The sequence below is a fragment of the Microbacterium songi genome, assembly GCF_042747925.1.
In the GTDB taxonomy this organism is placed as follows: Bacteria; Actinomycetota; Actinomycetes; order Actinomycetales; family Microbacteriaceae; genus Microbacterium.
The window spans coordinates 1-20,488 of sequence record NZ_JBHZIE010000006.1; the positions used below are offsets into that span (position 1 = coordinate 1).

At 69.4% G+C, this 20,488-nt stretch carries 17 protein-coding genes; 5 read left to right on the forward strand and 12 right to left on the reverse strand.

Going from position 1 to position 20,488, the window contains the following annotated elements:
- Positions 1 to 102: 102 nt before the first annotated feature.
- From katG to ACFM35_RS08655, 3 genes are all read right to left on the reverse strand, one after another.
- Positions 103 to 2,388, reverse strand: a complete 2,286-nt coding sequence (gene katG, locus ACFM35_RS08645; protein WP_378840973.1) for a catalase/peroxidase HPI — start codon at positions 2,386 to 2,388, stop codon at positions 103 to 105.
- Entirely contained in the window at positions 2,385 to 2,861 is a 477-nt protein-coding gene (locus tag ACFM35_RS08650) for a Fur family transcriptional regulator (protein ID WP_378840976.1), read from the reverse strand. Before ACFM35_RS08650 ends, katG begins: the two co-directional genes overlap by 4 nt.
- A gap of 62 nt (positions 2,862 to 2,923) precedes the next feature.
- A complete protein-coding gene (locus ACFM35_RS08655) occupies positions 2,924 to 3,913 on the reverse strand; it encodes a stage II sporulation protein M (protein ID WP_378840978.1) in 990 nt (329 codons plus the stop codon).
- 16 nt (positions 3,914 to 3,929) lie between these two features.
- Between ACFM35_RS08655 and ACFM35_RS08660 the strand changes: the two genes are divergently transcribed.
- Positions 3,930 to 4,796, forward strand: a complete 867-nt coding sequence (locus ACFM35_RS08660) for an RDD family protein (RefSeq protein ID WP_378840981.1) — start codon at positions 3,930 to 3,932, stop codon at positions 4,794 to 4,796.
- A 37-nt stretch (positions 4,797 to 4,833) separates the two neighbouring features.
- Here the strand turns inward: ACFM35_RS08660 and ahcY are convergent, their stop codons facing one another.
- Together ahcY and ACFM35_RS08670 are read right to left on the reverse strand one after the other, a co-directional pair.
- Positions 4,834 to 6,345, reverse strand: a complete 1,512-nt coding sequence (ahcY, locus tag ACFM35_RS08665; protein WP_378840983.1) for an adenosylhomocysteinase — start codon at positions 6,343 to 6,345, stop codon at positions 4,834 to 4,836.
- 56 nt (positions 6,346 to 6,401) lie between these two features.
- Positions 6,402 to 6,608, reverse strand: coding sequence for a DUF3499 family protein (locus ACFM35_RS08670; protein ID WP_378840985.1), 207 nt, complete (start codon positions 6,606 to 6,608; stop codon positions 6,402 to 6,404).
- A gap of 105 nt (positions 6,609 to 6,713) precedes the next feature.
- Here ACFM35_RS08670 and ACFM35_RS08675 point away from each other — a divergent pair, with 105 nt between their 5' ends.
- Positions 6,714 to 7,148, forward strand: a complete 435-nt coding sequence (locus ACFM35_RS08675; protein ID WP_378840987.1) for a metallopeptidase family protein — start codon at positions 6,714 to 6,716, stop codon at positions 7,146 to 7,148.
- 19 nt (positions 7,149 to 7,167) lie between these two features.
- Here ACFM35_RS08675 and ACFM35_RS08680 read toward each other — a convergent pair whose 3' ends face one another.
- The 4 genes from ACFM35_RS08680 to manA all read right to left on the reverse strand — a co-directional run bounded on the left by ACFM35_RS08680 (position 7,168) and on the right by manA (position 13,430).
- Positions 7,168 to 8,580: a DUF5719 family protein gene (locus ACFM35_RS08680; protein ID WP_378840990.1), complete on the reverse strand. Its 1,413-nt coding sequence runs from the start codon at positions 8,578 to 8,580 to the stop codon at positions 7,168 to 7,170.
- A complete protein-coding gene (locus ACFM35_RS08685) occupies positions 8,577 to 11,435 on the reverse strand; it encodes a glycosyltransferase (protein ID WP_378840991.1) in 2,859 nt (952 codons plus the stop codon). Before ACFM35_RS08685 ends, ACFM35_RS08680 begins: the two co-directional genes overlap by 4 nt.
- 89 nt (positions 11,436 to 11,524) lie before the next feature.
- Positions 11,525 to 11,845 carry a WhiB family transcriptional regulator gene (locus ACFM35_RS08690; protein ID WP_378840993.1) on the reverse strand — a complete coding sequence of 107 codons (321 nt, stop codon included), beginning with the start codon at positions 11,843 to 11,845 and terminating at the stop codon, positions 11,525 to 11,527.
- Between the two features lie 355 nt (positions 11,846 to 12,200).
- Positions 12,201 to 13,430, reverse strand: coding sequence for a mannose-6-phosphate isomerase, class I (gene manA / locus ACFM35_RS08695; protein ID WP_378840995.1), 1,230 nt, complete (start codon positions 13,428 to 13,430; stop codon positions 12,201 to 12,203).
- 42 nt (positions 13,431 to 13,472) lie between these two features.
- On the opposite strand from manA, the gene ACFM35_RS08700 reads away from it, so the two are divergent.
- Genes ACFM35_RS08700 through ACFM35_RS08710 form a run of 3 tightly spaced genes read left to right on the forward strand, consistent with a single transcriptional unit; the run spans position 13,473 to position 17,216 of the window.
- Positions 13,473 to 14,873 (forward strand): O-antigen ligase family protein, encoded by a 1,401-nt coding sequence (locus tag ACFM35_RS08700; RefSeq protein WP_378840997.1) that lies wholly within the window; start codon positions 13,473 to 13,475, stop codon positions 14,871 to 14,873.
- The gene (locus ACFM35_RS08705) at positions 14,870 to 16,204 is read left to right on the forward strand and encodes an O-antigen ligase family protein (protein WP_378841000.1); all 1,335 of its coding nucleotides are present in this window, start codon (positions 14,870 to 14,872) and stop codon (positions 16,202 to 16,204) included. The genes ACFM35_RS08700 and ACFM35_RS08705 overlap by 4 nt, the downstream gene beginning before the upstream one ends.
- 40 nt (positions 16,205 to 16,244) lie before the next feature.
- Positions 16,245 to 17,216 carry a glycosyltransferase gene (locus ACFM35_RS08710; RefSeq protein ID WP_378841002.1) on the forward strand — a complete coding sequence of 324 codons (972 nt, stop codon included), beginning with the start codon at positions 16,245 to 16,247 and terminating at the stop codon, positions 17,214 to 17,216.
- On the opposite strand, the gene ACFM35_RS08715 is transcribed toward ACFM35_RS08710, so the two are convergent.
- The 3 genes from ACFM35_RS08715 to ACFM35_RS08725 form a co-directional block, all read right to left on the reverse strand.
- Positions 17,217 to 18,746: a metallophosphoesterase gene (locus tag ACFM35_RS08715; protein ID WP_378841004.1), complete on the reverse strand. Its 1,530-nt coding sequence runs from the start codon at positions 18,744 to 18,746 to the stop codon at positions 17,217 to 17,219.
- A gap of 173 nt (positions 18,747 to 18,919) precedes the next feature.
- Positions 18,920 to 19,660, reverse strand: a complete 741-nt coding sequence (locus ACFM35_RS08720; protein ID WP_378841006.1) for an ABC transporter ATP-binding protein — start codon at positions 19,658 to 19,660, stop codon at positions 18,920 to 18,922.
- A complete protein-coding gene (locus ACFM35_RS08725) occupies positions 19,660 to 20,451 on the reverse strand; it encodes an ABC transporter permease (protein ID WP_378841009.1) in 792 nt (263 codons plus the stop codon). Before ACFM35_RS08725 ends, ACFM35_RS08720 begins: the two co-directional genes overlap by 1 nt.
- Positions 20,452 to 20,488: the final 37 nt, after the last annotated feature.

Sequence of the window (20,488 nt, forward strand, 5' to 3'; positions counted from 1 at the left end):
CCCCCCCCCCCCCCCCCCCCCCCCCCAACCCCCTCCCTCCCCCCCCCCCCCCCCCCAACCCCCCCCCCCCCCCGCCCCCCCCCCCCGCTTCCGTGTCGAGGATCAGACCAGATCGAACCGATCGAGCTCGGTGACCTTGCCCCACGCCGCGACGAAGTCGCGGACGAACTTCTCCGAGGCGTCGTCGCTCGCATAGACCTCGGCGAGCGCGCGCAGCTCGGAGTTCGACCCGAACAGCAGGTCGACGCGGGTGCCCGTCCACGTGCGGTCGCCCGTGGCGTCATCCGTCGCTTGGAACGCATGCTGACCCGGGTCGAGCGCCTTCCAGGTCGTGCCGAGGCCGAGCAGGTTCACGAAGAAGTCGTTCGTCAGCACGCCCACGCGCTCCGTGAGCACGCCGTAGGACGACTCGTCCCAGTTGGTGCCGAGCACGCGCAGACCGCCGATCAGCACCGTCATCTCCGGCGCGCTGAGCGTCAGCAGATTGGCCTTGTCGATGAGCAGGTGCTCTTCCGGCAGCGCGGAGGCCATGGCGAGCGGCCCCAGGTAGTTGCGGAATCCGTCGGCGGCAGGCTCGAGGTATCCGAACGACTCGAGGTCGGTCTGATCCTGGGTCGCGTCGGTCCGACCCGGTCGGAACGGCACCTCGGCCTCGACGCCGGCGGCCCGAGCGGCCTGCTCGACACCGGCATTGCCCGCCAGCACGATCAGGTCGGCCAACGAGACCTTCTTACCGTCGCCGCGGCCCTCGTTGAAGGACGACTGCACGCCCTCGAGCGCGTCGAGGACCTTCGCCAGCTGGGCGGGCTTGTTGACGGCCCAGTCCTTCTGCGGCAGCAGTCGGATGCGGGCGCCGTTGACGCCGCCCCTCTTGTCGCTGCCGCGGAAAGTGGATGCTGCGGCCCAGGTGGTCGCGACGAGCTCCGAGACCGAGAGACCCGTCTCGAGGATGCGACGCTTCAGCTCGCCGGCGTCGGATGCGTCGATCAGCACGTGATCGACCGCGGGCACCGGGTCCTGCCAGATGAGCTCCTCGGCAGGGACCTCGGAACCCAGATAGCGGTCGATCGGACCCATGTCGCGATGTGTCAGCTTGAACCAGGCTCGCGCGAAGGCGTCGGCGAAGGCATCGGGGTCTTTCGCGAAGCGCTCCGAGATGGGCCCGTAGATCGGGTCGAAGCGCAGGGCGAGGTCGCTCGTGAGCATGCGCGGCTCACGGCGCGTGGACGCGTCGTGCGCCAGCGGCACCATGTCGGAGCCCGCGCCGCCGACGGGCCGCCACTGGTTCGCCCCGGCCGGGCTCTTCATCAGCTCCCAGTCGTACGCGAACAGGATGTGGAAGTACTCGTTGTCCCAGCGGGTCGGGTGGTAGGTCCACGTGACCTCGAGCCCGCTGGTGATCTGGTCGTCACCCTTGCCGGACGCGAAGTTGTTCTTCCATCCGAGGCCCTGGCGTTCGAGGCCGGCGGCCTCGGGGTTGTCCTCGAGGTTGGTGTCGGGGGCTGCGCCGTGCGTCTTGCCGAACGTGTGACCGCCGGCGATCAGCGCGACCGTCTCCTCGTCGTTCATCGCCATGCGCGCGAAGGTCTCACGGATGTCGCGCGCCGAGGCGAGCGGGTCGGGGTTGCCGTTCGGTCCCTCCGGGTTCACGTAGATGAGCCCCATCTGCACGGCCGCGAGCGGCTTCTGCAGATCGCGGTCCCCCGAATAGCGATCATCGCCGAGCCAGACCGTCTCGGGACCCCAATAAACGTCCTCGTCGGGTTCCCAGACGTCGGCACGCCCACCACCGAAGCCGAACGTTCGGAAGCCCATCGATTCGAGGGCCACGTTGCCGGCGAGGATCATGAGGTCGGCCCACGACAGGTTCTGCCCGTACTTCTTCTTGATGGGCCAGAGCAGTCGGCGGGCCTTGTCGAGCCCCACGTTGTCGGGCCAGCTGTTGAGCGGGGCGAAGCGCTGCTGACCGGCGCCGCCGCCGCCACGGCCGTCCATCACGCGATAGGTGCCCGCGCTGTGCCACGCCATGCGGATCATCAGCGGACCGTAGTTGCCGAAGTCGGCGGGCCACCACGCCTGCGAGGTGGTGAGCGTCTGCTCGATATCGGCCTTCACCGCGGCGAGGTCGAGGCTCTCGAAGGCGGCCTTGTAATCGAAGTCGTCGCCCAGCGGGTTGGACACCGCGGGGTTCTTCGCGAGGATCTTCAGGTTCAACTGGTTCGGCCACCACACGCGGTTGGCCGAGCCCGACGTCGGGTGCGGCTGGGCGTGGATGACGGGGCACGAGGCGGCCTCGTTCTCGGCCTCGGGCGTCGTGTCGGTGACGGACTGGTCGATCTGGTCGACCTGCTCCCCGATGGGAGCGACGGTGTCGTCGTGTGCGGTCATGGTTTTCCTTCCATGTGGGGTGGCGGGGTGGGGATGGTCGGGTCGGATGCCGCGCAGTCGGCACACAGACCCCAGAAGGTGATCTCAGCCTCCTGAATGGAGAAGCCGTGCGGATCGGCGGGATGCAGACAGGGGGCGGCGCCCGTGGCGCACTCCACGTCGGCCACCGCGCCGCAGGAGGTGCACACCGCGTGGTGGTGGTTGTCACGCAGATGCAGTTCGAACAGCATCGGCCGGCCGGCGGGTTCGATCCGCCGCGCCAGGTCGGCGGTCACGAAGTCGCCCAGGGCGTTGTAGACCGACTGAAGGCTGGTGTGCGGCATCCGCTTCATCACGAGCGTGTGGATGTCGTCGGCGCTGGCATGCGGCCGATCACGGAGAGCCTCGTACACGGCCTCACGCGATCGCGTGACACGCAGCCCGGCCGCGCGCAGATCGTCCGCGGCGCGGGGTGCCCACGGAGTATCGATCATCTTCTCAGACTAGCCCTGTTTTGAGCGTTTCAAAAGAGAGGGTCTCGTTCCGGGGGTCGCGCTCACCCTGCCACGAGGCGCGGCGTGCCCGTCTCGTACTCGGTGAGATCACCGGTCTCCCCGCGCCGCGCCGCCGTGCGGCCGACGACCAACATGTAGAACAGGAAGACCGCGAGGGCCGCGGCGCCGATGCCGATCTTGACCGGCCACGGCCAGGGCTGGCCCGTGACGAACCCCTCGACCAGCCCCGACAGCCCGAGGGCGAAGACCAGGCCGATCGCGACGGTCACGAGCGATCTTCCGGCCGCAGCGAGCGACGCCCCTCGGGATTGCGGGCCGGGCGCCACCCACGACCAGAACACGTGCAGCCCGGCCGCGGCGGCGACGAAGATGCACGTGAGCTCGAGCATCCCGTGCGGGAGGATGTAGAGCAGGAACACATCGCCGCGATCGAAGGCGATCAGGATGGCCGCCGCTTGACCGACACCCACGGCGTTCTGCATCAGCACCATGAGCGGCCAGATGCCGGTGATGCCGAACAGGACGCACTGCGCGGCGATCCAGGCGTTGTTCGTCCACACCGTGCCCGCGAAGACCGCGGCGGGGTTGTAGTACGAGGTGAAGCTGTCTTCGGCGTACTCCTCGAGCTGCGCCTGACTGCCGAGCGACGCGACCAGCGCCGGGTCGCCCGAGACCCAGAAGGCGACGAGCGCGGCGGTCAGCACGAAGACCACGGCGATCACGAGGGTGGTGTATCGCACGCGGTACAAGGCGGCGGGCAATTGCAGGACGAAGAAGCGGGGAACCTGCCGGAGGACGTTGTCGGGACTGCCCGTCAGCCGCAGTCGCGCCCGCGAGAGCAGGGTCGAGACGTGATCTCCCTGGGTGGTGCGCCCGGCCGACGACTTGATGTCGGCGAGATCGGCGGACGCGGCCTGATACCGGGTCACGAGCTCGTCGACATCGGCGCCGGACAGCCGCCGGGATCGCCCGAGCGCATCGAGGCGAGCCCACTCCTCCCGACGCGCAGCGGTGAGGGCGTCGAGGTCCATTTGCTTTACTGTACCCATGCCCGAGGACACCGCACCTCCCGCCCCGTCGGCCCCGACGCGGCCGCAGCTCATCGATGTCCAGCAGGACGAGGTGCTCACCGGTGAGGCCGTGGCCCTGGACGTCCAGCCCGTGGGCTTCTTCCTCCGCGCACTCGGCACGCTGATCGACATGGTCGTGGCCGCCGCGCTGTTCCTGCTGTTCGTTCCCGTGCTCACCGCCCTGCTCGCGCAGGGGGCGATCGACGAGACCGTGCTGCCCATCCTCTCCATCGCCATGCTCGTCACCGTGACGGTGATCGTCCCGACGGCCGTGGAGACGGCGACGCGCGGACGCAGCCTCGGCAAGCTCGCGGTGGGTGCCCGGATCGTCCGCGCCGACGGTGGCGCCTCGGGCTTCCGCCAGTCGTTCATCCGCGCACTCACCGGCGTGTTCGAGCTCTGGTTCACCGTCGGAGCCGTGGCAGCGCTCGTCGGGGCCTTCACCCCGCGGTCTCAGCGGCTGGGCGACCTGCTGGCGGGCACCTACTCCGAGCGCACGCGCGCGCCCGAGCTGCCTGCGCCGCCGCTGCCCGTTCCGCCCGCGTTGGCGGGATGGGCGATGACGGCCGACGTCGCTCGACTCCCGGACCCTCTGGCCCGTCGCATCGCGCAGTTCTCACAGCAGGCGGGGCATCTGCAGCCGCCCGCGCGGGCGCGGATCGCGACGTCCCTCGCCTCCGAGGCCGCCGCCTTCGTGTCGCCGCGTCCCGACGTCGACGCCGAGACGCTGCTGATCGCGGTCATGGCGGTGCGACGCGACCGCGAGCTGCACGCGCTTCTGCTCCAGAACCAGCGCGTGGAGGCCCTGACCTCCGGCGCCACCCGCGGCTTCCCCGACCGCTGAACCCACCGACGCGGGCTCCGGGCGCTGCGACCCGGCGTCAGTAGCGGTACTGGTCGAGCTTGTACGGTCCGTCGACGGGAACGCCGATATAGGCCGCCTGAGCAGGGGTGAGCACCGTCAATTCGACGCCGAGCGCGGGCAGATGCAGTCGGGCCACCTTCTCGTCCAGCTCCTTGGGCAACGTGTACACGCCGACCGGGTACTGCTCGATGCGCATGAACAGCTCGAGCTGCGCGAGGACCTGATTGGTGAAGGACGCACTCATGACGAAGGACGGATGTCCCGTCGCGTTGCCGAGGTTCATCAAGCGCCCCTCGCTGAGGATCAGCACGCTGCGACCGTTCGGCATCCGCCACTCGTGCACCTGCGGCTTGATCTCGACGGACTCGGCTCCGGCCAGAGCGGAGAGACCCGCCATGTCGATCTCATTGTCGAAGTGCCCGACGTTTGCGACGATCGCCAGATGCTTGAGGCCGAGGAGGTCGTCGACGCCGACGACATCCCTGTTGCCGGTGCCGGTCACCACGATGTCGACGTCGCCGACGACAGCGCGCAGAGGCGTCACCTGGAAGCCGTCCATTGCGGCCTGGAGCGCACAGATCGGATCGACCTCGCCGACGATGACGCGTGCACCCTGACCGCGAAGCGCCTGCGCCGCCCCCTTGCCGACATCGCCGTAGCCGCACACGAACACGGTCTTGCCGCCGATCAGCACGTCCGTCGCCCGGTTGAGGCCGTCGGGAAGCGAATGGCGGATGCCGTACTTGTTGTCGAACTTCGACTTGGTGACCGAGTCGTTGACGTTGATCGCGGGGAAGAGCAGGTCCCCGGCGGCCGCGAGCTCGTACAGGCGGTGCACGCCCGTCGTGGTCTCCTCCGTCACTCCGAGGATGCCCGCGGCCATGCGCGTCCAGCGCTGCGGGTCGGCCGCCAGACTCCGGCGCAGCGTGTCGAGGACCACGGTGTACTCGTGCGGGTCTCCGGGCGCGGCATCCGGCACCGCCCCCTTCGCCTCGAACTCCACACCACGATGGACGAGCAGGGTGGCGTCGCCCCCGTCGTCGAGGATGAGGTTGGGGCCGTCCGCACCCTCGGCGGACCAGTCGAAGATGCGGTCGGCGCACTCCCAGTACTCCTCGAGGGTCTCGCCCTTCCAGGCGAAGACCGGCACACCCTGAGGTTCGGTCACGGTTCCGGTGCGACCGACCACGACAGCGGCGGCCGCCTCATCCTGCGTGGAGAAGATGTTGCAGCTCGCCCAGCGGACGCGCGCGCCCAGCGCCACGAGGGTCTCGATCAGCACCGCGGTCTGCACCGTCATGTGCAGCGAGCCGGCGATGCGAGCGCCCGCCAGCGGCTGCGCCGGACCGAACTCCTCGCGCAGGGCCATGAGCCCGGGCATCTCGTTCTCGGCGAGCCGGATCTGATGGCGGCCCGCCTCGGCCAGGGTCAGGTCCGCGATCGCGTGATCGAGGGAGCGGGCGGATGCCCCGGAAGACGCGTCGTCGAAGATCTCGGTGCCGGTGAAGAACGGGGTGGGCGTCGACATGCCGCCATCTTCCCACGGCGCCCGGAGGCGGGCGCGGGATCACGCGCGCCGGTGGATCAGACCCGGAGCGACTCGTGACGGACGACGATCCAGCCTTTCGGCACGGACAGACGGTCGGTGTGGATCGCGCACAGGTCGTGGGCGTGCGGGTCGTCGCCGCCGCCCAGGGGGCCGAGGGCCGCCATCTGGTCGCCGTAGTCGAACGTCAGGGTCGTCACGGCCTCGCGGGCACAGGCGACCTTCGAGCAGAGTCTTTCGCGCATCGTCGTCATGGTATCCGCGTCTTCCGACGGCGCGGATGTGCCGCGCCGCGAGGTACGGCTCACGCCTCAGCGGCCGCATCGCTCAGCGCGCGTAAGATGGGGCGCATGGCCTGGCGGAAAGCGACGACCCCGCCGCCGCGACGTCCCGCGCGACACGGCCGGCACGGCCGCGAGGACCGCAGCCCGGTGGTCCGCCCCCCGCTTCCGCCGCTCGACACGCGCGCCGAGCGATTCGACCTCGCTGTCGGCACGGCTGCGGAGTTCCTGAGATCGGCATGGAGCGAACTGCAGGGCGTCAGCTTCGAGATCGGCGACATGCCGGCCTCGAGCGATGACGACGGCATCCCGCGCTGGAAGGTGCTGACCGACGAGAAGCGCATCATCGTCTACCGGCTGCCGATCGAACGCCTGTCGCACCTCCACCGCAACGACGACCTGCACCGCCGCATGATGATCGAGAGCTGTGTCTTCCGCGCGGCGGCGGAGTACCTCGATCGCGACCCGTGGGACCTTGGTCCGGAGCGGTTCCGCTACTTCTGAATCCACGCCGGGCGATCCGTCACGGGTACACCGAGATGGATCGGGCCGCAGCATCCGCCGACCACACCGGGAAAGCGGCGAGTGCGCCGTCGCCGGCCATCGACACCTCGGCGTGGACGCCCGGCGCTCCCCCGGCGTCGAGCAGGTAGACGGTGCGACCCGCGAGGGGCACGGCGCTGCTGCCGCGTGCGGGCACCGTGACCGTCGATAGCGCCCCGCTCCCGCTCCGGGGGCTCACGATGACGGTCGCGTCCACGTCTCCCGAGTTCGCGATCGTCAACACGGCGTCCGGTCCCGACGTGGTCGCGAACAGGCTGGGCAGGGTGACCTCGGGTGCGACGGAGTACCAGCCGTAATCGGCGGCCTCCCCCGAGCCCGCCACCTGCCGGACGGCCGCAACCACGGGCGTCTCCGCCGTCACCGTCACCGTATAGCTGCCCAGCGCGAGGCCCGGCAGTTCGACCTCGGCGGGGTGACCGGCGGTGAGCGGCACCGTGGAGGGGGGCAGGGACGCCGTCGCCGCATCGGCGGATGCGACCGTGATCGTGGCGGTGGCGTCCGCCGTGGGTGCGAGCACCCGCACCACCGTCGCGGGGTCACCGCCGGAGGGCGCGGTCGTCACGTCGACGCCGGGGATCACCGCGGTCTGCCCCGGGGCGGCGACAGCACCCACCTGATCGAGACCGATGGGGACGAGGGTGTCGGTCAAGGACGATTGGAGTGCCGCGCGGACGGGCCCCCCGGAGGCCGAGACCCTCACCACGGGGCTCGATTCGCCGACGATGAGTCCCGCGAGCGGAACGACGATCTGGGTCCCGGGAGGCACGACGAGGTCGCTGCCGCCCGGCGGGACGACCGGGTCGCCTGCCCCGTAGACAGTCAACTGCACGGTGGCCGGAACCGATCCGGGGTTCGCGAGCAGCACCAGGTCGGAGTAGCCGGTCGTCGTGGCTCCCGCGACGAGCCAGGACTCCATCATGGGCGGCTGGCACGCGGTGGCCGCCAGCCCTCGCAGATCGTCGGCGTCCACGGATGCGGAGCCCGACGCAGCGATGTCCGTCCGAACGCCGTCGACGGGCGCGGCCGCAAAGGCGAGCGGACTCCCGCCGCTGACGCCGGGTACCACGAGTGCATTTTCGCTCGGCACGATCGCCGGGTCGACCGTGCCCGACGTGACGCTCTGCTCGGCCGCGACCGACAGGCTCCCGGCGCTGGCCGCGTCGCGACCGAGGGCGAGGATCCCTCCGGTGCACGAGACGACGCTCTCCGCGGCCGCGGGAGTCGCCTCGAGCGCCACCGGTTCGCGGGCGATCTGAGGCCAGGGGGCGGCGACCGCGGTCGCGACCGCGACGACGAAGGCCACCGAGACGACGGTGCCGATCGCAACGCGCGTGCCGGCGCCCGTCCAGCGGAGTCCTCTCCGATCGCTCATGAGGTCTCCTGCCACGACGGCCCGACGATCCGGGAAGAGCGGCGCGCCTCGCGGCGGGTGGAGCGCGTGGGCACGGCGAGCAGCAGTGCTGCCGCGACCACGATGAGCTGCAGGGCTGTGACCCACTGCGACACGGCGCGGACGGATGCGTCGGCCCGGGCGCGCGGCTGGGTCTCGTCGACGACCCGCCACAGCTGTCCCTTCGCCGTCAGGCCCACGGCGTCGAGCCCGTCTCGCTGATCGAGCGCCGTCACCGCGGAGAGCCGCAGCGCGCGGGCCGCTTCGGACTCCGGGTCGGCCGCGGTCCCGAGCAGCACGAAGCTGACCCCCGCGGAGGAGAGGCGCTGCACGACATCGTCGCCGCTGGAGGTGACCAGGTCGGCCGTGAGGTCGGCGATCTGCTGGTCCTGCGGCCCTGGCACGGCGCGGGTGGCGTCGATGGTCGATTGACCGCCGATCGTCTCGCTGCCGCCCCAGATGATCTGTGTGGAGACGCCCCCGCTGTTCTGCGGAGTGAGCGCGATCGTCCCGACATCGGCGTCGTCGCGTCCCTCGGCGGCCACATACGCGGGAAGAGTGGACTGCGGACCGTTCGTGAGGGTCGTCGCGTCCCGCGCGGAAGCCGTGAGGGCGGGGATGGCGAGCACCACCACCGCCGCGATGACGATCGTCGCGCTCAGCACGCGGAGCGGGCGCAGTCGGGGCACGATCCGCGCGTCGAGTGCGACGATCGCCCCGCCGGTGGCCCCGAGCCAGGCCAGGCTGAGCGCGGACCCCGTCCAGAGGGCGACGACCTCGGACTGCGCTGATGACACCGATATCCCCACGGCGCCGACGGCGGTGCCGATTCCGAGCACCGCGACGAGCAGGAGGACGACGCCCGACATCCATCGCGGGGTGAGCGGTGCGATCAGGGCGAGGAGTGCGAGGGGCACCGACAGCAGCGGCACCCACCACGTCGGGGCGCCGCCCAGGAAGGCCGACCAGCCGGCCGGGTCGCTCGTGGGGAACCCCGCCGCCAGGAGGCTGCGTCCCACCGAGTCCGCGGCGACCTGAGGACCCGCCCACACCACTCCGGGATCGGCCAGCAGAGCCAGCAGGTCGCCCTCCCGGATGCGATGCCACACGAGTGGCCCGAAGGCGGCGAGGGCAGGCACGATCACCCAGATCAGACGGGTGACGCCGTCCCCTCTGCGGGACACGATCACCAGGATGATCGCCACCGCCCAGAGCACCAGCAGAGCGGGCGCGAGCGACGGCGCGCAGGCGGCGACCGCAGCGAACAGCAAGGACGCGACCCCGGCCGCCGACCAGGAGCGATGAGCAACGCTTCCCGCGTAGAACAGCCAGGGCAGGAGCAGATGAACGAGGACACCGGTGGGTCGTCCGTCGGTGAGTGCGACGAGGAACGTGGGTGCCAGCATCCACGAAGCTCCACCGACGATGCGCAGGAGTGGACGCTCGGTCAGGCGCGTGGCGAGGAACCAGCCGCCGAGCGCGGCGAGGGGAAGAGCGCAGATCCACAGCAGCACGAGGGCACGGGAGGGATTACCCGGCCACAGGCTGCCCACGACGGCGATGACCGCGGCGAACGGGTCGGCGGGACCTGTGGTGTCCAGACCCGTCGCACGCATTCCGTACGCGGCATCAGCCCACAGCTGCCCGACCGTGGCGCGGAGCGGTTCGAGGGCGCCACCGCCGAGCACGGGCCAGGCGAGAAGCGCCGGGAACGCGACCACGGCGAGGACGGCACCCGCCAGTACGAGCCATGCACCGCCTCCGGAGAAGAACCGCAACTCGTCGCGCGGGCGGTCGGCCCCGGCCTGCGGGATGTCGTCCGATTCGCTGTCGAACCGTCGGCGCAGCTGACCGTAGCCCACGCGCAACGACGCGAGCTGGGCCCACGACGTCGTCCTGCTGCGGCGGATACGTCCGCGTGCACGGGCGACGGCTCCGACCCGCACGAAGGCGACGGCCGAGGCCGCCCACTCGATGCCGACGAGGGACGGATGCTTCGCCAACAGGTGAAGCACGGTCCGCCACACCGCGGTGGGAAGGATCGCCAGCCAGACGAAGACCCACGCGGGGCCGGCGGCGTATACCAGGCGGCGATGGAGCTGGGCCGTGCGCTCGGCGTAGGCTCGCCGACGGATCCGCTGAGCACTGAGAGGGCTCGGCGCACCCGCCACGCCGTCGCCGGCGGCGGCCACGAGGGCCTGCGGCACGGTCGCCACGCGGTGACCGGCCAGCCGCGCCCGGATGCCGAGATCCAGCCCCTCGTCGGCGCCGACGAGGGCGGGGTCGAGGCCGCCGAGCGCCCGCCACACCTCGGTGCGCACGAGGATCCCTCTCACGTCGACACCGAGGGCGTCCTCCTGGGCGTCGTGCTGACCCTGGTCGAGCTCGTTGTCGGCCAGACCGACCGTCCGGCCGAGCGGAGTCATGCTGACGCCCAGCGAGACGATCTGCGAACGGTCGTCCCAGCGCACGAGCTTCGGACCGACGAGGGCCACCGAGGGGGAGAGTTCGAGCGCGCCGGCGAGACGCGACAGTGCGTCGGGCTCCGGCGCCGTGTCCTGGGCGAGCAGCCAGACGGCGTCGCCGGTGAGCCGTGGTCCTGCGAGCGCCACGGCGGCGGCGAACCGTGTGGAAGCCGGCGCGGTGATGACCGACTCCGCGCCGGACCGAGCGGCCAGCTCCGTCAGTGCTGGATCCGTCCCGCAGAGGATGATGGTGAGGGCATCGATCCGACGCTGTTGCCCGTCGAGTGCGGCCAGGGTCCGGGTGAGGTGAAGCGCCGCAGGGGTGCGCCCGTCGGGGCGCAGAACGAGGACGGCGTGGACACTGGCGGGCATGACTTCGTCAGCCTAAAGGCCGCATCCCGGCCGTGCGGGGTGCACGCGCCGCGCGGAGGAGAACGGACGCCGCGGCATCCGCCCTCCTCTCAGCTGGCGCGTCGCTTCAGCTTGCGGCGTTCGCGCTCGCTGAGTCCGCCCCAGATGCCGAAACGCTCGTCGTTCTGGAGCGCGTATTCGAGGCATCGGTCGCGGACGTCGCATGTCGTGCACACCCGCTTGGCGTCGCGCGTCGAACCGCCCTTCTCCGGAAAGAAGGCCTCGGGATCGGTCTGCGCGCACAGCGCATCCGTCTGCCACGAGAGCGGATTGTCTTCGAGACCCTCGACCGGTCGACGTACACCCGGCACACCCAACTGCACCGGATCGACGAACCAATTATCGGGAACGCCGGAACGGTAACCCGTCATATCGTTCTCCACCCTGCTATAACCCCCCGCGCTGGTTCGCGCTTAGGGATAATTACACAGGTGTAGTTCGCTCCGGTCAAGTCGCAGATATTAAAGCCTCACTCCGCGCTTGAAGCTTCACGACGCGCCATCGGCGTGTCGCACGTGGGTTGCGGACGGCCACCGCGTCGACAGGTGCACGGGCTGCTCGTCCCGAACTTCTGCAGTTCTGCTTCGGCCCGGAACGAGTGCCCCGTGATCTCGGCGCTCGCGCACGGTGGGTCATTCACTCTGCAGAAGCTGGGGACCGTGATCAGCCGGCCACGGCCACCGTACTCCCCGCGACGGGCTCCTGACGGGCGGCGGCAGCCCCCCGTCAGCCTGCAGCGACCCCCGGCTGCGCCACGAACGCCTCACCGCTCCCGGTGAAGACGAGTTCGCCTTCATCGGCCGTCGCGAAGACCGCTGCCCCCGGGGTCAGATCCACCGTGGTTCCGGATGCCGAAGCCCGCACGGTGACCGCACCGCCGGTCACGAGCACGATCGCGGGGCCCGTGATCGTCACCCGCCGCGCGGTCGCGTCTTCCGGCGAAGCGGCGCCGCCCTTCTCCGCACCGCTCCGCGCGACGGCGGACGGAGCCGAAGCACCCGTCGGCATCGTGACGCGGAGCAGCAGGAAATCCGGGATTCCGACGGGCGCGAACGCTTCGACGCCCTCCGCGATCACTGCGGGCGCGAGCACGGGTGCGGGTCCCGGCGTCGCGTCGAGGATGAGGCGCAGCTCGTCCACATCGATGTGCTTCGGCGTCAATCCCCCGCGCAGCACATTGTCGCTCGCCGCCATCAGTTCGACGCCGAGACCCGAGAGGTAGGCGTGCAGCGCCCCGGCCCGCACGAAGAGGGCCTCACCTCGGTGGAGCACCACGAGGTTCATCAGCAGGGCGACGACCACACCGGGATCGCCGGGATAGGCGTCCGACAGCCGGCGCGCCACCGCCAACTCGCCGGCGAACTCCCTCGAGTGGGCGGAGCGCGCGGCGGCGATGATGTCGGCGACCTCGGGTGCGCCCGACAGCACCCACGCGACCGTGTCGGCGAGGGCATCGGCATCCGCCCCTGCGCCGAGGTGTCCGGCGAGCGCCCGCGGTCCCGCGGAATCGCCCAGCGCCGCCACGAGACGCTGCGTCGCGGCGAGGTCGCGCAGGCCCGCGAGCGCCTCGAAGCGATCGCTGAGCGCGACGATCAGCTCGGGCTTGTGGTTCTCATCGCGGTAATTGCGCGCCCCGGCGTTCCGGTCGAGGCCCGCAGCGTCCTCTCGCGCGAAACCTTCTTCGGCCTGCGTCTTCGAGGGGTGCACCTGGATCGAGAGGGTGGAAGCCGCGGCCAGAAGCTTCAACAGGTAGGGCAGAGGCGCGCCTTCGGCGGCGGTCACGGCGTCCAGTGTGCGTCCCGAACCGTCCTCCACCCGCGCGGGCGACCCGGGGTGATCTCCGAACCACACCTCCGCCTCGGGGTCACCACTCGGGGCGCGCCCCTCCAGGTCGGCGATGAGCGTCCGCGAGCCCCATGCGTTCGGAATCGGGCGGTTCGAGATGGGCGTCAGCATGCCACCAGCCTACGAGCGCGTCCGGGGTACCCTGAGTGCACGATGGCCGTCTATTCGAAGCATCCGGTTGCGGCTCCGCCGGCGGCTCCCGTGCGCGAGAAGACCGGCCACCTGCTGCTGCGGGGCTGGTGCACGTTCGTGCTCTTCACCGCCGTCGCCGGAGTGGGCTTGATCAACGCGATCGGAGATCTGCCGACGTCGGCGCTCACGGTCGCGGGCGGGGTGCTCTCGGTCATCCTCTGGTTCACGGTGCGTCCCCCGGTGCAGTGGCGTCGGCTCCCCTGGTTCGTCGTGGCCTACGTCGCGTGGGCCGGAACGTCCATGCTGTGGTCGGCATGGCTGCAGACTTCCGTCCTCACGTGGCTTCTGCTGGTCATCACGAGCGTCCAGGCACTCTTCGTGGCGAGCATCCTCACCTGGCGTGAGCTGGTCAGCGCGATCGCCTCCGCGCTCAAGTGGGCACTGGCCCTCTCGCTGGCGTTCGAACTCGCCGTGTCGATCTTCGTTCAGGGCCCCCTGCTTCCGGAGTTCGTGATCCCCGACGAGAAGATGGACCCGATCGTCTACTGGTCGCGGGACAACCTGTTCGACGGCGGCCGCATTCAGGGGATCTGGGGGAATGCGAACCTGCTGGGGGCTGTCGCCCTCGTCGCGATCATCGTCTTCGCGGTCCGGTACGCCGCCGGCGCGAAGCGTCGCGGGTTCCTCATCGGGTGGATGCTGCTGGCGGCATACTTTCTGGTCCGGGCGAGCTCGGCGACCACCTACCTCGCCGCAGCCGCCGTGGCGGTGGTGCTCGTCACCGTCCTGCTGATGCGCAGCGCCGTGCGACCGGGCCAGCGCACCAAGTTCTACGTGGCGTACGCCGCGGTCGGCATCGGCGGCGGGATCGCCCTGTGGCTGTGGCGCGACGCGATCTTCACGGTGTTCGGGCGCAGCGCCGACCTGACCGGCCGGGAGCGCATCTGGGATGCCGTCCTGGCGCGGGCGACCGAAAGACCCCTGACCGGATGGGGCTTCGCGACGCCCTGGCTGGCGGGCGATCCCGCGTTCGACGGCTGGATCGTCGATCACGGTCAGACGGTGATGCAGGCGCACAACATGTGGATCGACGTCTTCCTGCAGCTGGGTGCCGTCGGGCTGCTCATCCTGATCGGCCTCTATCTGGCGTTCCTCTGGCGCGCCTGGTTCTTCGCCGTGGACCGACCGCGGTGGGACCTGCGGGCGGACCGACCGTATTCGCACCTCAGCCTCCTCCCGACTCTCCTCGTCACCGTGCTGCTCGTGCAGGGGTTCGCCGAGTCGGGACCGCTCCTGCTCTGGGGCTGGATGTTCGTCGTGATGTTCGCCTTCAAGATCAAGCAGTCGCCGCACGTCGGCGTCGGTCCGGCCGAGCAGCGACTGGCGATCGAGCGCGGCGAGCCGACCCTGAGCGAGACGTGAGCGAGGCCGCGCCGGCCGCTGCGTCCGGTCGCTGGGTGATCGAGGGCCTGGCCTCGGCCGAGCTCGCGCGCGCGTTCACGATCGCGTCGCTGGGCGCGGTGTTCAGCGCGGTGCTCATCCAGCGCACGGCCGGGCGCACGACGTACATCACGATCATCGTCGCCCTCTGCGTGATCGGCGCGGCGATGCTGTTCGCGCGACGGCGGGAGTATTCCCTGATCCGCCTGGTGCCCATGACCCTCGTGGCGTTCGCCCTGTGGGCGCTGGTGAGCGTGGCGTGGACATCGGATCGCCCGAGCACCCTCCTCGGGTGGGTGACGCTCTCGGGTCTGGCACTGATCGCGATCGTCATCGCCCACGTGCGCGACACGCTGCAGACCGTGCGCGCGTTGGGCGACGTCATGCGGTGGTTGCTGTCGCTGTCCCTGATCCTCGAGATCGTCTCGGGGGTGCTGATCGACACGCCGCTGTCGTTCCTCGGCATCCAGGGCAACATCGCGGCGTTCGGCCCGGTCCAGGGGATCTTCGGCACCCGCAATCTCCTCGGTTTCGCCACCGTCATCGGTCTCATCACCTTCTTCGTGGAGTACCGCACGCAGTCCGTCCGCACCGGGGTGGCGATCTTCTCCGTCGTTCTCGGTGGTGTTCTGGCGGCGATGTCGGACTCGCCGACCGTGTTCGTCCTCGCTCTCGCCGTCGTCATCGCCGCGGGCGCTCTCACTCTGGTCCGTCGCACGCGTCCCGAGCAGCGCCGGGCTCTGCAGTGGACGCTCGGCGTCGTGGTCGTGGTCGGTGTCGTCGCGGGCTATCTCATGCGCTCGCGCATCATCGCCTGGATCGGCGCGGGGTCCGACTTCTCCACCCGGTCCACTCTCTGGGCGACGATGTCGTCGTACGTGCGGTTCAAGCCCGTGCTGGGGTGGGGCTGGTTCGGCCCGTGGGATCAGAACGAGTTCCCCTTCAACACGATCAACTCCATCCTCGGTGCGCGGCACGCGTCGGCCCTGAATGCCTACATGGACGTCCTCCTGCAGCTCGGATGGGTGGGGCTCCTGCTCTTCCTCGCCTTCTGCGGCGTGGCCCTCGTCCGCTCGTGGCTGGTCGCGAGCGAGCGCCGGTCGATCGTCTACGCGTGGACGCCGCTCATCCTGGTCGCGCTCCTGGTGGACTCCCTCTTCGAGAGCTTCACCCTGACCGGCTTCGGCTGGGTGGTGCTCGTCCTGTGCGCTCTGCGTGCCGGCCAGTCCCGCTCCTGGCGCGACCGGATCGACGCGATCGCCCCCGGGGCGGAGCCGCCGCCGATCGAGGGTCCGCTCACCTCGCCGCGATAGGATCCACACGCCCATGACACTCGCAGCAGAAACAACATCCATGTCATCCAGCAGCACCTTCGACCCGGCCTCAGCCACGATCGCGATCGTGACCTTCAACCGGTCGCATCTGCTCCGCGGACTCCTCGAGAGCATCACACGCATGGACCCGAAGCCCGGCCACGTCGTCGTGATCGACAACGCCTCCACGGACGACACCACGGACGTCGTCGATTCGTACCGCGCATCCCTCGGCACGAAGCTCGTCTATCGCCGGCTCCCCACCAACACCGGAGGGTCGGGAGGCTTCAGCGAGGGTATGCGCACGGCCTACGATCTGGGGTCGACCTGGATGTGGCTCATGGACGACGACGTCGAGGTGCTCCCGGACGGTCTCGCCCGGATGGGCCGGTGGGCGCCGCACTACAAGAGCATCCAGGGACGCCGCTACGACTACGACGGCAGCGAGTTCTACTGGCAGTATCGTCTGTCGATCCCGCTGGGCATCCCGATCCCCTTCGCTCCTGCCGCGTTCGACGAGCGCGGCTATCGGCCGATGAACAGCGGATGCTTCGAGGGGATGTTCATCCACCGCGACGTCGTGCAGCAGATCGGGCTGCCCGATCCCCGATTCTTCATCTACTGGGACGACTCGGTGTACGGCTGGCTCGCCTCACGAAAGACGCGCGCGGTCATCGTGGACGAATTCGTCCTGCGCCGCACCCGCGAGATCCGCCAGTGGGACATGGGGATCCGGCACTTCAACGCCTCGAGCGACGCCTACCGGTACTACATCATGCGCAACCGTGGTCATATGCAGCACTACTTCAAGACGCAGGGAACCTACCGGCCGGTCTACTTCGCCGTGGGCTCGTTCCTGACGTTCGCGAAGGAGATCCTCCGCCTGGTCTTCGTGGAGCGCAAGGTCCGGGGCACGAGCAACCTGATCCGCGGCATCCGCGACGGTCGGAAGATCGCACGGGATGCCTCGTGGCAGCCGATGCCGCCGCTGGGGATGACCACGGCCGAGTGATCACGGCAGGATGAAGTTCAGACCTGTCAGAACGTTGACATCCCACGTCGCACCATCCGCCGGCGAGTAGACGTTCGTACTGATGGTGCCACCGGAAACGTCCACCTGCGACAGACGAACGGGGTTCCCCGTGTTCGAGTGGATGGCCTGCAGCAGGTAGGCGACGTTGTTGCCCGCCGCCGTGGTGACGACCTTCGACACGGCTTGGCCGGTGTGCCCGCTCATCGCCACTTTGACGTTCGCGTACGGGCCGACGAGGCGGTCGTACACGTACTGCGGGGAGGAGTCGCCGTAGCTCCAGCGGGTCTGGGACTGACCTGCGCCGTCGATGTTGCCGGCCGCGTCCAAGAACGAGTGCGTCTGAAGGACGACGTTGTGATCGGGGTGCGAGGCGATGACCGATTCGGCCCAATCCACGACGGTCGCCCGTGGCCAGAGCTCGAGATTGAGCACGAGCCAGTCGGCGCCCTCCGCCGCGAACGTCGAGAAGGTGTTGTCGACTTTGCCCGCCTCGAACGTCCCGGCCAGCGCCGAGTAGTCCGAAGGTTTCCAGAACTGGTTGAAGGTGGTCGTCGTCCGCTGGAACTCGCGGGTGCGCTTGCTGTCGCGTGCTCCCCCTCCCACGCCGGTCGCCATCGTGTCGTGGTTGCCGATGCTCAGCTGGTAGGGGATGCCTGCAGCGGCGATCGGCGCCATCCCTGCCTTGGCATTGACGTACTGCTCATGTTCATCCGTGTCCCAGTTGACGACGTCTCCGGTGTGAGCGACGAACCGCAGATCCAGCACCGAGCGCTGAGACACCAGCCACGTCGACCGGTCTGCGAATCGTGTGCCCCACACCTCCTGCTGCGTGTCGGGGTAGGTCGCGATCGTGAAGCGACCATCTCCGTCCTGCGGTGACGTCGGCGCCGCCGCCGGCGTTGCTGCGGGCCCGGCCGGAACCCGGAAACGCTCCGACTCGTAGGACCACTCCGACGGCCAGCGTGAGCGTACGACGTCGCGCTCGGCCGTGCTGGCCGTATAGAAGTGGTGCGCCACACCGGGACCCCAGAATCGATAGACGGCGTTCGTGTTCGCCACCGGTGAGCCCGCCGGGTAGACGTAGTACGCGACCCCTTCCTCCGTCCACGTCGACGGCCACGTCGCCACCACGAAGTCGCGCTCGGACTTCTCCGCCGTATAGAAGTGGCCGCGCAGTGACGCGCTCCAGAACCGGTAGAGCGGAACCGTCCCGGGGACCTGCGAGGTGTACGCGAAGAAGCGCGCACCCTCGTAGGTCCAGTCCCGAGCCATTTCGGTGACGACCTTGTCTCGCTCGGTCGGGTCGATCGTGTAGAAGTGCCCACGGAACGTCGTGCTGTAGAAGCGGTATACGGGCACAGCCCCTTCGGCGGCCTGCGTTGCGGCTGCCGGAGCCATCTCGGCAGCGGACGCGGGCATCCCCGCTGTCGCACCGGCAGGAGCCGGCGCCACCATCGCGAAGATCATGACAGCGGCGATGGTGAGTACAGCGCGCGAACGGTGACGCATTCTTCCCCCTTTGACGTGCGGCAGATCATCGCGTGATGCGCACGGTCTTCGCACACCTCCGCGGCAGAGAACTCCCCGCACCTTGTGGGCTGATCCTAACCTCACCGAAAGCGCACCCGCGGACCGGCATGCTCCATACCCGCGCGGGAACATGCGGGGACGGCGGACGCCGGTCAACCGGCGTTGTAGTCGGCGTTGTAGCGATCCAGGACCTCGCGGATCGGGGCATCCATCACCAATCCGCCCTTGTCGAGGTAGAGGCCCCGAGTACAGAAGCGACGGAGGTCCTTCTCGTTGTGGGAGACGAAGAACAGGGTGCGGCCCTCTGCGAGGAGCTCGTCGATGCGCCGGTAGCACTTCTCCCGGAACGCCTTGTCGCCCACGGCGAGCACCTCGTCGACGAGGAGGATCGGCTCTTCGAGCTGGGAGACGACGGAGAAGGCGAGACGCACCTTCATACCGTTCGACAGGTGCTTGTAGGGCGTGTCCACGAAATCGTGGAGCTCGGCGAAGTCGATGATCCCGTCGAAGCGTCGATCGACCTCCCTGCGGGACATCCCGTGCAATCCCGATGTCAGCCGGACGTTCTCGCGCACGGTCAGGTCGCCGACGAATCCGCCGGTGATCTCGATCAAGGGCGCGACACCGCCGTGGACGGCGACCCGCCCCTCGTCAGGCAGCAGCACACCCGCGACCAGCTTCAGCAGGGTCGACTTCCCCTGACCGTTTCGGCCCACGACGCCGATCGACTCCCCCGGCGTGACGTGGAAGGTGACGTCTCGCAGCGGCCAGAACTGGTTGGGCCGTGAACGTCTCGACGCCCCGGCGAACAGGTCTTTGATACTGCGCCGTCCGCGCCTGTTGCGCCGGAATCGGACCCCGAGGTTCTCGACGCTGATGGCGTGGTCGGGCATCACAGTTCCTTCAGCACGGCGCGCTCGAGCCGCCCGAAGACGAACAGACCGAGACCGAGGAAAGCGAACGACATGACGGCACCCGTGAGGATCGAGAAGGTGTCCCACTGGTCGGGGAAGAACCCGACGCGCATCAACGTGAATATGCCGGAAAGCGGATTGAAGGCCGCCAGCTGTGGGAATACTCCGGGAAGATCTGCGACCCCGTAGATGATCGGCGACGCGTAGAACAGCGCGCGCAGGATGAGCCGGGTCGTCCGCTCGAGATCACCGTAGAGGACGCAGAGCGGAGCGACGAGCAGCCCGAGACCGACCAGCAGCACGACCTGCAGCACGACCGCGACCGGGAACCACAGCAACCCCCAACCGACCGTGGCGCCCGAGAAGATCGCGAAGGCGACCAGCACCGGCAGCGAGAAGAGGAACTCGATGCCCTTGCTCAGCACGATGCGCAGCACCCAGATCGATCTCGGGATGGCCGTGGAGCGCACGAGCCTCGCGTCTTTGTTGAACGCCCTCGTGAAGTCGGTGACCGCGGCGTTGAACCAGACCCACGGCAGGAGTCCGGTGATGAGGAAGACGATGTAGGGGACTTCACCCACGGTGCGTTGGAAGACCTGCGTGAAGATGAACCAGTAGATGAGGCTCATCACCAGCGGGTCGAGCACCGACCAGAGGTAGCCGAGCGCGCTCGTGGCGTATCGCACGCGCAGATCGCGGGCCGACAGCAGCCACAGCGAGTGGATGTAACGCCGAGGGGAACCCGGGGCTCCGACGGCGGTGGTGGTCACGGCATCGAGTCTAGGCGCGGGCGTTCGAGACGCCGAG

Coding starts and splice junctions, on each gene's coding strand:
- ACFM35_RS08675 (WP_378840987.1), top strand. CDS start 6,714: ATGGCCTGGCGGAAAGCGACGACCCCGCCGCCGCGACGTCCCGCGCGA.
- ACFM35_RS08685 (WP_378840991.1), bottom strand. CDS start 11,435: ATGCCCGCCAGTGTCCACGCCGTCCTCGTTCTGCGCCCCGACGGGCGC.
- ACFM35_RS08650 (WP_378840976.1), bottom strand. CDS start 2,861: ATGATCGATACTCCGTGGGCACCCCGCGCCGCGGACGATCTGCGCGCG.
- ACFM35_RS08700 (WP_378840997.1), top strand. CDS start 13,473: ATGGCCGTCTATTCGAAGCATCCGGTTGCGGCTCCGCCGGCGGCTCCC.
- ACFM35_RS08660 (WP_378840981.1), top strand. CDS start 3,930: ATGCCCGAGGACACCGCACCTCCCGCCCCGTCGGCCCCGACGCGGCCG.
- manA (WP_378840995.1), bottom strand. CDS start 13,430: ATGCTGACGCCCATCTCGAACCGCCCGATTCCGAACGCATGGGGCTCG.
- ACFM35_RS08655 (WP_378840978.1), bottom strand. CDS start 3,913: ATGGACCTCGACGCCCTCACCGCTGCGCGTCGGGAGGAGTGGGCTCGC.
- katG (WP_378840973.1), bottom strand. CDS start 2,388: ATGACCGCACACGACGACACCGTCGCTCCCATCGGGGAGCAGGTCGAC.
- ahcY (WP_378840983.1), bottom strand. CDS start 6,345: ATGTCGACGCCCACCCCGTTCTTCACCGGCACCGAGATCTTCGACGAC.
- ACFM35_RS08720 (WP_378841006.1), bottom strand. CDS start 19,660: ATGCCCGACCACGCCATCAGCGTCGAGAACCTCGGGGTCCGATTCCGG.
- ACFM35_RS08670 (WP_378840985.1), bottom strand. CDS start 6,608: ATGCGCGAAAGACTCTGCTCGAAGGTCGCCTGTGCCCGCGAGGCCGTG.
- ACFM35_RS08690 (WP_378840993.1), bottom strand. CDS start 11,845: ATGACGGGTTACCGTTCCGGCGTTCCCGATAATTGGTTCGTCGATCCG.
- ACFM35_RS08715 (WP_378841004.1), bottom strand. CDS start 18,746: ATGCGTCACCGTTCGCGCGCTGTACTCACCATCGCCGCTGTCATGATC.
- ACFM35_RS08710 (WP_378841002.1), top strand. CDS start 16,245: ATGTCATCCAGCAGCACCTTCGACCCGGCCTCAGCCACGATCGCGATC.
- ACFM35_RS08680 (WP_378840990.1), bottom strand. CDS start 8,580: ATGAGCGATCGGAGAGGACTCCGCTGGACGGGCGCCGGCACGCGCGTT.